At 54.5% G+C, this 12,441-nt stretch carries 11 protein-coding genes; 3 read left to right on the top strand and 8 right to left on the bottom strand.

Going from position 1 to position 12,441, the window contains the following annotated elements:
• Window positions 1–34 precede the first annotated feature (34 nt).
• The 3 genes from gntT to gntX form a co-directional block, all read right to left on the bottom strand.
• On the bottom strand, window positions 35–1,351 hold the full coding sequence (gene gntT, locus RTX30_RS11075; RefSeq protein ID WP_312689702.1) for a gluconate transporter: 1,317 nt from the start codon (window positions 1,349–1,351) through the stop codon (window positions 35–37).
• Window positions 1,352–1,733: 382 nt separating this feature from the next.
• Window positions 1,734–2,309: a Fe-S biogenesis protein NfuA gene (nfuA, locus tag RTX30_RS11070; protein ID WP_312689700.1), complete on the bottom strand. Its 576-nt coding sequence runs from the start codon at window positions 2,307–2,309 to the stop codon at window positions 1,734–1,736.
• 58 nt (window positions 2,310–2,367) lie between these two features.
• Window positions 2,368–3,039: a DNA utilization protein GntX gene (gene gntX / locus RTX30_RS11065; RefSeq protein ID WP_312689698.1), complete on the bottom strand. Its 672-nt coding sequence runs from the start codon at window positions 3,037–3,039 to the stop codon at window positions 2,368–2,370.
• A 38-nt stretch (window positions 3,040–3,077) separates the two neighbouring features.
• Here gntX and bioH point away from each other — a divergent pair, with 38 nt between their 5' ends.
• Window positions 3,078–3,848, top strand: coding sequence for a pimeloyl-ACP methyl ester esterase BioH (gene bioH, locus RTX30_RS11060; protein WP_312689696.1), 771 nt, complete (start codon window positions 3,078–3,080; stop codon window positions 3,846–3,848).
• 59 nt (window positions 3,849–3,907) lie between these two features.
• Here the strand turns inward: bioH and feoC are convergent, their stop codons facing one another.
• The 5 genes from feoC to greB form a co-directional block, all read right to left on the bottom strand.
• A complete protein-coding gene (feoC, locus tag RTX30_RS11055) occupies window positions 3,908–4,147 on the bottom strand; it encodes a [Fe-S]-dependent transcriptional repressor FeoC (protein ID WP_312689694.1) in 240 nt (79 codons plus the stop codon).
• Window positions 4,148–4,158: 11 nt separating this feature from the next.
• On the bottom strand, window positions 4,159–6,477 hold the full coding sequence (gene feoB, locus RTX30_RS11050; protein ID WP_312689692.1) for a Fe(2+) transporter permease subunit FeoB: 2,319 nt from the start codon (window positions 6,475–6,477) through the stop codon (window positions 4,159–4,161).
• A 30-nt stretch (window positions 6,478–6,507) separates the two neighbouring features.
• Window positions 6,508–6,735 carry a ferrous iron transporter A gene (feoA, locus tag RTX30_RS11045; RefSeq protein WP_312689690.1) on the bottom strand — a complete coding sequence of 76 codons (228 nt, stop codon included), beginning with the start codon at window positions 6,733–6,735 and terminating at the stop codon, window positions 6,508–6,510.
• A gap of 498 nt (window positions 6,736–7,233) precedes the next feature.
• On the bottom strand, window positions 7,234–9,576 hold the full coding sequence (locus RTX30_RS11040) for a Tex family protein (protein WP_312689688.1): 2,343 nt from the start codon (window positions 9,574–9,576) through the stop codon (window positions 7,234–7,236).
• Window positions 9,577–9,674: 98 nt separating this feature from the next.
• Entirely contained in the window at window positions 9,675–10,148 is a 474-nt protein-coding gene (gene greB / locus RTX30_RS11035) for a transcription elongation factor GreB (protein WP_312689687.1), read from the bottom strand.
• Between the two features lie 217 nt (window positions 10,149–10,365).
• On the opposite strand from greB, the gene ompR reads away from it, so the two are divergent.
• Both ompR and envZ read left to right on the top strand, forming a co-directional pair.
• Window positions 10,366–11,085 carry a two-component system response regulator OmpR gene (ompR, locus tag RTX30_RS11030; protein WP_001157751.1) on the top strand — a complete coding sequence of 240 codons (720 nt, stop codon included), beginning with the start codon at window positions 10,366–10,368 and terminating at the stop codon, window positions 11,083–11,085.
• Complete coding sequence (gene envZ / locus RTX30_RS11025) at window positions 11,082–12,434, top strand: two-component system sensor histidine kinase EnvZ (RefSeq protein ID WP_312689685.1); 1,353 nt, start codon at window positions 11,082–11,084, stop codon at window positions 12,432–12,434. The genes ompR and envZ overlap by 4 nt, the downstream gene beginning before the upstream one ends.
• Window positions 12,435–12,441: the final 7 nt, after the last annotated feature.

The raw sequence follows: 12,441 nt of genomic DNA, 5'->3' as shown, positions 1-12,441 counted from the left end.
CACGCCAAATGGGGCGCTTTCCGGCCATCAGGCATTAAACCACCATACCCAGCAGCAAACAGCCAATCAGACCGCAGACAGAGATGATGGTTTCCAGCGCTGACCATGAGCGCATGGTTTCGCCGATAGTCAGATTGAAGTATTCCTTGAACAGCCAGAATCCCGGATCGTTCACATGTGAGAAGATGACACTGCCTGAGCCAACCGCAATCACCATCAGTTCCGGGCTGACGCCAGTGGTGGCAATCAGCGGCGCGGCGATGCCGCCTGCGGTAATTGCTGCAACGGTCGCTGAACCCAAGGCAATACGCAGTACTGCCGCAATAGACCAGGCCATAAACAGCGGTGACAGATTGGTTTCGTGCATCATTGAAGCGATGTATTTATCTACGCCGCTATCAACCAGAACCTGTTTGAACGCGCCGCCGCCGCCGATGATCAGCAGCATCATGGCGATGATTTTGATCGAACTGGTCAGTGTTTCGTTAATGTCGTCCATGGAACGACCACGGTTCAGGCCAAAGGTGAAGACAGCAATCAGTACCGCAATCATGGTTGCCATTACCGGGTCGCCAAAAAACTCAGCGTACGGCAGGATCGCGTGACCTTTTGGTAGGATCATCTCTGCCACGGCGCGCAGCGCCATCAGAATTACCGGTACCAGAGAGGTCCAGACGCTCACGCCAAACCCCGGCATCTCTTCTTCGCTAAAGGTTTTGGAGTTGTACAAGCCTTCCGGGATCGGCTTATCAATGCTTTTCAGGAACCGCGCATAAACCGGGCCTGCAAGGATCACCGTCGGGATGCCAAGCAACGTACCGTAAAGCAGGGTTTTACCCATATCAGCATGGAAGATGGTGGCGATAGCGGTCGGGCCAGGGTGCGGCGGCAGAAAACCGTGCGTCACGGAGAGCGCGGCAGCCATGGGAACGCCAATATAAAGCAGCGGAATGCGGGCAGACGCGGCAATGGTGAACACCAACGGCAGCAGCAGCACGAAGCCCACTTCATAAAACAGGGCGAAACCGACGGTAAAACCGGTTAACACCACTGCCCACTGAATATGCTGGCGACCAAATTTTTCGATAAGTGTCGTGGCGATGCGCTGTGCGCCGCCGCAGTCGGCCAGCATTTTACCGAGCATAGCGCCAAAGCCCATGATCAAGGCCAGGCTGCCCAGTGTGCCACCGACACCGGCTTTAATGGATTTGATAACGGCATCCAGCGGCATGCCCTGCATCATCCCGACGGCGAGTGCCACCAGGATCAGAGCGATAAATCCGTTGAGTTTAAAGCGGATCATTAACAGGAGTAGTAGGGCTACACCGATAGCGACAATGACTAATGGCATGATTTACCTGGCCTTTAATTTGTTATGGGTAACGTCATTTTTCTCTGGCAGCTTGCCAACGCTCCTGTTACGGAAGCGGCGTGCTGCGGCACCGTTACGGCTTACATCCATCTTTAAAAATTGTAGCTGGATGTTTTTATCTTGTCGGTACTGCGTTGAATGATACGGGTAACATCCAGGGAAAGAGAATCACCTGCGGGGTCTAAATGTGAGAACTGAGATATCCGTCATACTAATGCGCGGTAATGAGCCGTTAACAAAGGGGATAAATATCGCCAGGGATACGGGTAACAAGGGGAAGGTAACAGGGAAAGATGGCGGTAAATCGGGTACATACCCGGGCGACAAAGCGCCGCCGGGCATGCAGTCGTACGCATAAATCTTAGTAGTAGGAGTGCTCGCCGCGCTGGTGCTCGGTCAGATCGCGCACGCCTTTGAGTTCCGGGAACTCGGTCAGCAGCTGCTTCTCAATCCCTTCTTTCAGCGTCACGTCGACCATGGAGCAACCGTTACAGCCGCCGCCAAACTGCAGGATGGCGTAGCCTTCATCGGTGATCTCCATCAGCGATACGCGGCCGCCGTGGCCGGCCAGTTGCGGGTTGATTTGCGACTGCAGCAAATATTCCACGCGTTCCATCAGCGGGGCATCGTCGGAGACTTTGCGCATTTTGGCGTTCGGCGCTTTCAGCGTTAACTGGGAGCCCAACTGATCGGTAACAAAATCGATTTCCGCATCTTCCAGATACGGCGCGCTCAGCTCGTCGACATAAGCAACCAGCTGTTCAAATTCCAGTGCGGTATCGGTCGCTTCAACCGCATCCGGCGGGCAATAGGAAACACCACACTCGGCATTTGGTGTGCCTGGGTTGATCACAAATACGCGGATTTGCGTCCCTTCTTCCTGATTTGCCAGTAGTTTTACAAAATGCGCCTGGGCTGCATCGGAAATACGGATCATAGCAATGGCCTAATAGTTGACTATTTTACTTGGTTATAATACGCCCATCATCGAGGGTCTACAAGGTTCGACACAGGCACCATACCTGAACAGTCGCTGCGCCGCTGCGTAAAAGCAGACGGCTGATTTCTGCAACAGTACTGCCGGTCGTGACGACATCATCCACCACGGCGATATGGAGTCCGGCGACGGGCAATTCAAGTCGAAAGGCGTTTTTCAGGTTCTGTTTGCGCAACCGGGCGCTGAGGTGATGTTGCACTGGCGTGGCCCGCCGACGGCTCAGGGTAGCGGGGTCATAGCGGCTTTGCAGCCAGCGCGACAGCGCCCGGCACAGCAGATCGCTTTGGTTAAAGCCTCTGCGCCATTGACGCCGGGCGTGCAGCGGTACGCTGATGATCAGATCGGGTTTACCCGCTCCACGGCTACGTAGAGCTAACAACAGCAGACGGGCAAGCGCGTGCGCGGCCTCCGGGCGTGGCAGAAATTTAAACTGTTGCAGTAAGGTACTGAGCGGCGGTGTGTAATGGCTGACGGCAATCAACTGCCGCCATGGCGGGGGTTTTTGAAGACAACGCCCGCATTCCACCTCTGCGTGCGCGGCAGGTAAACCGCACAAAGGGCAAACTTTTCCGGCGGGTCGCATCGCCCGACTGCATAATGAGCAAATGCCCCAATGACTGCATGCGAGCGGCATTCGGCATAGCCAGCATAAGCCTGGCGCTGTTAGCATGTTGCACCTCCCTGTGTAAAAGAAGAGAACAATAACGGATGAATGACATCTGGTGGCAAACCAAAGGCGAAGGAGATTGTGATCTTGTGCTGCTGCACGGATGGGGACTGAATGCGCAGGTGTGGGATTGCATTATCCCGCAACTGAGTTCGCATTTTACCGTGCACCTGGTGGATCTACCGGGGTATGGCAGAAGCGGCGGATTCGCTGCGCTTTCGCTGCGTCAGATGGCAGACATTGTGTTATCCCAGGCGCCGGAAAAGGCAATTTGGCTGGGCTGGAGTTTGGGTGGGCTGGTGGCAAGCGAGCTGGCGTTACTCGTACCGGAGCGCATGCATGCGTTGGTCACCGTGGCGTCATCGCCATGCTTTAGCGCACGGGATGGATGGGCTGGGATCAAACCAGAGGTACTGGCAGGGTTTCAGCATCAACTTAGTGAAGATTTCCAGCGCACTGTGGAGCGTTTTCTGGCCTTGCAAACCCTGGGCACGGAAACGGCAAAACAAGACGCCCGCGCGCTGAAGAACACAGTATTGTCCCTGGATATGCCTTCGGCAGAAGTCCTGAACGGCGGGCTGGAAATTCTGAAAACGGCAGATTTGCGCACCGCGTTATCAGCGCTTGAGATACCCTTTTTACGCTTGTATGGCCGCCTTGATGGGCTGGTGCCGCGTAAAATCGTACCGCTATTAGATGAGATGTGGCCGCGCAGCAAGTCGATTCTGTTTCCGAAAGCAGCGCATGCCCCGTTCATTTCGCATCCCGCAGAGTTTTGCGACGCGCTGGTGGCACTGAAAGCCAGGCTGTAAAGAGGTGTGGGAACGGGCCTGAGCAGCGGCATGCGCAGGCCGGATACATGTTCCGTTCGTTAACGCAGCGCCCACCACTCGCGAGTGCAGGCGCTTTTCCCTTCCGGGCACTGTTTACAACTCCCGCTCAGGCAGCCGTCAGCCTCTTCCTGGATGCGTACGGCTTTACCCATTGCCTCCATGCGCCCGAGCATGGCATCGATCAACGCACGCGGTGTATGTAGCGTGGCGCTGAGCTGGCTGGCTTCCATCCGCCCCTGCAACGCCAGCATATCTCGCACTTCAAGCAACGAGGCCATTCTCAGGCTCCTTAGTGGCAATCGCCAGTCGGGCTGTCGCAGCAGGTGGCGACCGTTTTACGCGTCGCCAGCAGATTGACGTCTACCCGGCTTCTGGCGCGACGCAGGGTACCTATCACCACAACGTTAAACAGGATCACTGCCAGAATACAGGTCAGGCTGTAAACCGGGTGCTGGTTAAAGGTTGCTACCTGGTAAAACAGGGTTGAGAGCGAGTAAGCGATGTTCAGCCCCCACAACACCGAGAAGCCCATCCAGCCACGGCTGGATTCTCGAGCGATAGCGCCCATCGCGGTGATGCAGGGCACGTAAAGCAATACAAAAATCAGGTAGCTGTAAGCGGCTGCGGCGCTGCCAAATTTCTCACTCATCACGCCCATAGTGCCGGTTTCCATTTCGCCGTCGCCTTTGCTGGCTTCTATCGGGTTCGCCAGCACGCTCAGACTGAAGGTGTCATTCAGGCTTTTCCAGGTATCTGCCAGGGCTGCAGACAGCTCATCCGTCAGGCTGAACTCCGCCGGGTTAAACGCCTGTTGCTGAATATTCTCTGCGGTATAAAGGGTATTCAGCGTGCCGACCACCACTTCTTTCGCCATTGCGCCGGTGACCAGCCCCACAGTCGCCTGCCAGTGGTCGCCATGCACGCCGATAGGTTCCAGCAGCGGGGTGAAGACGCGGCTAACCGACGCAAGCGCAGAGTCATCAATTTTGTCGACGGTGCGCCCGTCCAGCGAGAAGCTATTCATTGCGCTGAGGAAAATGCTGACAATGATGATCACTTTACCGGCGCGGATCACAAAGCCCTTCAGACGCTGCCAGGTTTGCAACAGCAGGCTTTTCAGATGCGGCACATGGTAAACCGGCAGTTCCATGACAAAGGGCGAGGCTTCACCACGCAGTAAGGTATATTTCAGCATCAATCCGGTAAGGATCGCCATCACGATGCCCAGCACATAAAGAGAGAAGACGGTGACTGCACCTTGCTGGCCAAAGAAGGCGGCGGCAAAAACCGCGAAAATCGCCAGACGTGCCCCACAGGACATAAATGGCGCCATCATCATGGTGATCAGCCGTTCACGCGGCGCATCCAGGGTGCGCGAACCCATAATCGACGGTACGTTGCAGCCGAAACCGACAATCAGTGGAACAAAGGATTTCCCCGGCAGGCCGAGCGATTGCATCAGGCGGTCCATCACAAAGGCGGCACGCGCCATGTAACCCGAGTCTTCAAGGAAAGACATAAACAGGTACATCATGCCCAGTTGCGGCACCAGCGGCAGCACAGTGTTGACACCGCCGCCCAGGCCTTGCGCCAGGAACACGGTTAGCCACGCCGGGAAGTGCAGCGTATAACCAAGCCACTGAATACCGTGAATGAAAATCGCCACAGAGCCCGCATCAAAAATCGGTGCGAATGCGCCGCCGATGTTAATGGCGAACAGAAACATCAGGTACATCACAAACAAGAAGATCGGCAGACCCAGGTAGCGGTTGAGGATCACCCGGTCAACGGCTGCGGTGAAACGGCTTGGCTCTGCGGTCAGGGTGTTACTGACGCTGTCGCAAATGGCGGCAATAGATTGATAGCGTGCATCGGCAATATGCAGTGCCGGATCGTCCATCTCCGTCTGTAAGCGCGATTGCGCCATTTCCAGTTGTTGCGTGTTGATACCGGAATTAGCACGGCTGTAGATATCGCCTTCCAACATCTGCAGGCCCATCCAGCGGCGCTGCTGCCATGGCATTTCAGACGGCATCATCTGCGCCAACGCGTCGGCTTCGCGAGCGAGCGGTTGCGCGTAGTGCACCAGTTCAACGTCGTCATTGGCCTGGTGACGGTCGATCGCCAGTTTTAACGCGCCAATACCGCGACCGCGCGTTGAAACCAGCGGCACCACCGGGCAGCCCAGTCGGGCAGAAAGGGCGGCGACATCAATCCGCACCTGCTGTTTCTCGGCAATATCGAGCATGTTCAGGGCAATAATGCATGGAATACCCAACTCCAGCAGTTGCAGTGTCAGGTAGAGGTTACGTTCGAGGTTGGATGCGTCAACCACATTGATTAACAGGTCGGCATCGCCGTTCAAAATGTAGTGACAGGCGATTTGCTCATCCAGCGAGGTTTGCGCAGAAATCGTTGTCAGAGAGTAAGTGCCTGGCAGGTCAACCAGCGTGACCTGATTATCGGTGGTGGTGAACCCACCTTCTTTGCGTTCCACGGTCACGCCAGCCCAGTTCCCCACACGCTGACGCGCACCGGTTAACTGATTGAATAACGTTGTTTTGCCTGAATTAGGATTACCAATTAAGCCAATGGTTATTTTTTTCATTTTACTTAACTCTCTGTAACGACCAAACGCTTAACGTGAAACGGCTTCCAGTTCGAGGAAGGCGAGATCTTTTTTTCTTAACACCAAATTAACGCGTCGGGTTTCGATATGAATGGGATCGCCCAACGGCGCCACGCGCACCACATTAAATGAGGAGCCGGGTAACATACCTAATGAAAGCAGTTTCTGACGCCAGGCAGGGCTAATATCTTGAGAGAAACCGGTAATTTTCCACGCGCTGTCAGGAGAGAATTGCATAGAACCTACTTATATACGCTGTTAGCCAATATTCATGCTGTGCGCTGTGAGCACAGGCTTAACCGGTGAAGGTGTGGGGGAAGAATCATCTTGCACAATGATAATGAGAATAGTTTTTATCATCAATCATAAAAACAGGCACAACGGGGGAGATAAATATTAATTCGACTCAGTTTTGACGTAGCTCAATATTTTGTTGGGCTGCACTTTGCGCTCTGTTTAATAAAAGAAATGCAAAATTTTATTGCTGCATTTTATTTCAGCCTTAAGGCTTTATTAAGCATGCAGGGTATAAGAAAGAATAAATAATCAGCAAGAAACTCTGGGGTATGAACTTATTATCGATAATTTGGTGAGTTTTTTTGAATATTAATTGGCAGGTAAAATAACAAGTTAGTAATTTTCGGGCTAAAGATCTTCTTAGTGAAATTGTATGTTTTCGAATGTATTGATGAAAAAAACAGCCCTCCTCAGACGCGAGAAGGGCTATGTTAGAGGTTAACGTTTCTTACCCATTGCCGCTGCCAGCGCATCCATCATGGCACTGTTGCCAGCAGGTTGCGCATCGCGGCTGCGCGGGGTTTTCACCGGGCGCGCGTTGTTGCGGTTTCCGGCATCGCGGTTGCCGCTGTTGCTGTTACTACCACGGCGGTTATTGCTGTCGCCTGGCTGTTCATCCAGTCGCATGGTCAGAGCAATACGCTTACGTTGCAGATCCACTTCGAGTACTTTCACTTTCACGATATCGCCGGCTTTTACCACCGTATGGGGATCTTCAACGAATTTGTCCGCCAGTGAGGAGATATGGACCAGCCCGTCCTGATGCACGCCGATGTCAACGAACGCGCCAAAGTTAGTCACGTTGGTCACTGCGCCTTCCAGCACCATACCCGGCAGCAGATCGTTCATCGTCTCAATGCCTTCCGCAAAGGTTGCGGTTTTGAATTCCGGACGTGGATCGCGACCCGGTTTCTCCAGCTCTTTGATAATGTCGGTTACTGTCGGCACTCCGAAACGTTCATCAGTAAAATCAGACGCTTTCAGTTTGCGCAGTTCGTTGCTGTTTCCCATCAAATCACGCAGAGATTGCGCCGTAGCCGCCAGAATGCGTTCCACCACGGGGTAGGTTTCCGGGTGTACCGTCGAGGCGTCCAGCGGGTTATCGCCGTGGTTAATACGCAGAAAGCCCGCGCACTGTTCAAAGGCCTTCGGGCCGAGGCGGCTGACTTTCAGTAACTGCTGACGGTTCTGGAACTGACCATTTTCATCGCGCCAGGTCACGATATTCTGCGCCATCATGCGGGTTAATCCCGCTACGCGCGTCAGTAACGGAACCGAGGCGGTATTCAGGTCAACACCGACGGCGTTCACACAATCTTCGACGACGGCATCCAGCTTACGCGCCAGCTGTGTCTGGCTGACGTCGTGCTGATACTGACCCACACCAATAGATTTCGGATCGATTTTTACCAGCTCTGCCAGCGGATCCTGCAAACGACGAGCGATAGACACCGCGCCACGCAGGGAGACATCCAGATCCGGGAACTCCAGCGCCGCCAGTTCAGACGCGGAATAGACCGAGGCGCCGGCTTCGCTGACTATCACTTTCTGTGCCGTGACTTTCGGGAACTGTTTTTGCACATCCAGATAGAAACGCTCCGTCTCACGGGAGGCGGTACCGTTGCCAATTGCCACCAGTTCAACGTTGTATTTTTCGCACAGCGCAGCGACCGCAACAGCAGCTTTTGCCGCCTGCCCGGTATGGGGGTAGATGGTGTCCGTTGCGACCAGTTTGCCGGTACCATCAACCACCGCGACTTTCACGCCGGTGCGCAGACCCGGATCCAGCCCCATGGTCGCGCGCAGCCCGGCAGGCGCAGCCATCAGCAAGTCGTGCAGGTTACGGGCAAAGACATTGATCGCTTCGTCTTCCGCACGCTCACGCACCGTGCCCATCAACTCCGTTTCCAGGTGCATTAATATTTTGATGCGCCACGTCCAGCTTACTACGCCTTTGCGCCAGCTATCGGCCGGTGCATTATTCAGGCGCAGACCCAGATGATCGATAATGATCTGCTCGCAATGGCTCTCTTTCGGCGGTTCGTCGAATTGCGGGTCGGCATTCAGCGACAGCTGTAGCACCCCTTCGTTACGCCCACGGAACATGGCCAGCGCGCGGTGGGAGGGGGTGGTTGAAATCGGTTCGTGATGATCGAAGTAATCGCGGAACTTCGCCCCTTCTTCTTCTTTGCCACTGATGACGGTGGCCACCAGATGTGCGTTTTTCCACAAATAGTCACGCACTTTCGCCAGCAGTGCGGCATCTTCGGCAAAGCGTTCCATCAGGATGTAGCGCGCGCCATCAAGGGCAGCTTTGCTGTCTGCCACGCCTTTATCGGCATCGACAAAGGTTGCGGCTAAGGTATCCGGATCCTGTGAAGGATCGGTCCACAGTGAGTCAGCCAGCGGCTCCAGCCCGGCTTCAATCGCTATCTGCCCACGGGTGCGGCGTTTTGGCTTATAAGGCAGATAGAGATCTTCGAGTTCAGTTTTGCTCAGCGTACCGTTAATGGCTTTCGCCAGTTCATCGCTGAGTTTTCCCTGCTCGCCAATAGACTTGAGGATGGCCTGACGGCGTTCTTCCAGTTCACGCAGGTAGACAAGACGGGTTTCGAGCTGACGCAGTTGCGTGTCATCCAGACCGCCGGTGACCTCTTTACGATAGCGCGCGATAAACGGCACTGTGTTCCCTTCATCAAGCAGGCGAACGGCGGATTCCACCTGTTCAGCCCGGGCCTGAAGTTCACCCGCAATAATGCGGCAGAGCGAATCATTCATCATTTTTTTAATCATCTTCTGCTTAAAAACAGCGTGTAGTTATACGGACTGACGTTGCAAATTGCCAGCCGTGATGGGGACTTCCGGACGCTTCCGGGCGGCTACTTAACGTATTCAATGTGGTTGACATACCAGGTGGCTTCACCGCCCGGTGTTTGCACCACGGCGACATCGCCCTCTTCTTTTTTCAGCAGGGCGCGGGCCATCGGAGAGTCAATGGAGATATAATCTTTGCGGCCAAAAATTTCGTCGTAGCCGACAATACGAAAGCGCAGGGTATCCCCGTCGTCGTTTTCGATTTCCACCCATGCGCCGAAAAAGACTTTGCCTTCCTGCTGCGGTGAGTAATCCACGATTTTCAGATTCTCGAGGCATTTGGTCAGATAGCGCACCCGGCGATCAATTTCACGCAGACGTTTTTTATTGTACTGGTAGTCTGCATTTTCGCTGCGATCGCCAAGGCTGGCGGCCCAGGTCACTTTTTTGGTGACCTCCGGGCGCTCCTGGCGCCAAAGAAAATCGAGTTCCTGCTTCAGTTTGTCGTAGCCTTCACGGGTGATCAGGGGCGTTTTCATGCAATAGCCTTTTCATTTCCTTTTGCACACTTTACAAATAGCTGTGTCTAACGTGCAGATTAATCATGCTTTCTGTGATGAAATGTGCATATAACTTGCTGTTAAATATGCTTTGTAACAATTTCGACTAGAATGTATACCAGATTTCGCTGGTCGTTAACGCGCACTTTTTTAGAATACGGATGCATAATTGTCGGAACCTTTGGGAGTATAAACAATGCAAGAGAATTATAAGATTCTGGTAGTGGATGACGACATGCGCCTGCGCGCATTGCTTGAGCGTTACCTTACCGAGCAGGGCTTCCAGGTTCGTAGCGTGGCAAACGCTGAACAAATGGATCGTTTGTTAACCCGTGAATCTTTCCATCTGATGGTGCTGGACCTGATGTTGCCCGGCGAGGATGGCCTCTCTATCTGCCGCCGTCTGCGCAGCCAGAGTAACCCAATGCCGATCATTATGGTGACGGCGAAAGGGGAAGAGGTGGACCGTATTGTTGGCCTGGAAATCGGTGCTGATGACTACATTCCCAAACCGTTCAACCCGCGTGAATTGCTGGCGCGTATTCGTGCGGTACTGCGTCGTCAGGCGAATGAGCTGCCTGGTGCGCCGTCACAGGAAGAAGCGGTCATTGCGTTTGGTAAGTTTAAACTGAACCTCGGCACGCGCGAGATGTTCCGTGAAGATGAACCGATGCCGTTGACCAGCGGTGAGTTTGCGGTGCTGAAGGCACTGGTCAGCCACCCGCGTGAACCCTTATCCCGCGATAAGCTGATGAACCTGGCGCGTGGCCGTGAATATTCGGCAATGGAACGTTCTATTGACGTGCAAATCTCCCGCCTGCGCCGCATGGTGGAGGAAGATCCCGCACACCCTCGCTATATTCAGACCGTATGGGGTTTGGGCTACGTCTTTGTGCCGGACGGCTCTAAAGCATGAAGCGAGTGCGCTTCTCACCGCGCAGTTCATTTGCCCGCACGTTGTTGCTCATCGTCACCTTGCTGTTCGTCAGCCTGGTGACGACCTACCTGGTGGTGCTGAACTTCGCCATTCTGCCCAGCCTCCAGCAGTTTAATAAGGTTCTCGCTTACGAAGTCCGTATGTTGATGACCGATAAACTGCAACTGGAGGATGGTACGCAGCTGGTCGTGCCGCCAGCGTTTCGTCGTGAAATTTATCGCGAACTCGGTATTTCCCTTTATTCCAACGAGGCGGCAGAAGATGCCGGCCTCCGTTGGGCGCAGCATTATGAATTCCTGAGCCAGCAAATGGCGCAGCAGCTCGGCGGCCCGACAGAGGTGCGCGTCGAGGTGAACAAAAGCTCCCCGGTGGTGTGGTTGAAAACCTGGCTGTCGCCCAATATTTGGGTGCGCGTGCCGCTGACCGAAATCCATCAGGGCGATTTCTCTCCGCTTTTCCGCTACACGCTGGCGATTATGCTGATGGCGATTGGTGGCGCCTGGTTATTTATCCGTATCCAGAACCGACCCCTTGTTGACCTGGAGCATGCTGCTTTGAAGGTCGGGAAAGGGCAAATTCCGGCCCCGCTGCGGGAGTATGGCGCATCCGAAGTGCGCTCGGTGACCCGCGCCTTTAACCAGATGGCGGCTGGGGTGAAGCAGCTGGCAGACGATCGCACGTTATTAATGGCCGGGGTCAGCCATGATTTGCGTACGCCGCTGACGCGTATTCGTCTGGCGACGGAAATGATGGCCGAGGAAGATGGTTATCTTGCGGAGTCTATTAACAAAGATATCGAAGAGTGCAACGCCATTATCGAGCAATTCATCGATTATCTGCGTACCGGGCAGGAGATGCCGATGGAGATGGCGGAGCTGAATGCGGTACTTGGCGAGGTGGTAGCGGCAGAAAGCGGCTACGAGCGAGAAATCGACACTGCGCTGAACGACAGTGAAATCTTCGTGCGTATGCACCCGCTCTCCATTAAACGCGCTGTTGCGAATATGGTGGTGAATGCCGCGCGCTATGGAAACGGTTGGATCAAAGTCAGCAGCGGCACCGAGCTGAATCGCGCGTGGTTCCAGGTGGAAGATGACGGTCCGGGGATCAAGCCGGAGCAGCGTAAGCATCTGTTCCAGCCCTTTGTTCGCGGCGACAGCGCCCGCAGTACCAGCGGCACCGGTCTTGGGCTGGCGATTGTTCAGCGTATTGTGGATAACCATAACGGTCTGCTCGAACTGGGCACCAGCGAGCGAGGCGGATTATGCATTCGCGCCTGGTTGCCTGTTCCCATCGGCCGACTGAATGGTCAAGCGAAAGACGCGTAAAAAACCC

This window comes from Kosakonia sp., from assembly GCF_032052965.1.
GTDB lineage: Bacteria > Pseudomonadota > Gammaproteobacteria > Enterobacterales > Enterobacteriaceae > Kosakonia.
This window is presented reverse-complemented; position numbering and strand designations above follow the sequence as displayed.

Bases quoted from the DNA above. Each gene is read 5' to 3' on its own strand.
- nfuA (WP_312689700.1), bottom strand. From the start codon at position 2,309: ATGATCCGTATTTCCGATGCAGCCCAGGCGCATTTTGTAAAACTACTG.
- envZ (WP_312689685.1), top strand. From the start codon at position 11,082: ATGAAGCGAGTGCGCTTCTCACCGCGCAGTTCATTTGCCCGCACGTTG.
- gntT (WP_312689702.1), bottom strand. From the start codon at position 1,351: ATGCCATTAGTCATTGTCGCTATCGGTGTAGCCCTACTACTCCTGTTA.
- RTX30_RS11040 (WP_312689688.1), bottom strand. From the start codon at position 9,576: ATGATGAATGATTCGCTCTGCCGCATTATTGCGGGTGAACTTCAGGCC.
- greB (WP_312689687.1), bottom strand. From the start codon at position 10,148: ATGAAAACGCCCCTGATCACCCGTGAAGGCTACGACAAACTGAAGCAG.
- ompR (WP_001157751.1), top strand. From the start codon at position 10,366: ATGCAAGAGAATTATAAGATTCTGGTAGTGGATGACGACATGCGCCTG.
- bioH (WP_312689696.1), top strand. From the start codon at position 3,078: ATGAATGACATCTGGTGGCAAACCAAAGGCGAAGGAGATTGTGATCTT.
- gntX (WP_312689698.1), bottom strand. From the start codon at position 3,039: ATGCTAACAGCGCCAGGCTTATGCTGGCTATGCCGAATGCCGCTCGCA.
- feoA (WP_312689690.1), bottom strand. From the start codon at position 6,735: ATGCAATTCTCTCCTGACAGCGCGTGGAAAATTACCGGTTTCTCTCAA.
- feoC (WP_312689694.1), bottom strand. From the start codon at position 4,147: ATGGCCTCGTTGCTTGAAGTGCGAGATATGCTGGCGTTGCAGGGGCGG.
- feoB (WP_312689692.1), bottom strand. From the start codon at position 6,477: ATGAAAAAAATAACCATTGGCTTAATTGGTAATCCTAATTCAGGCAAA.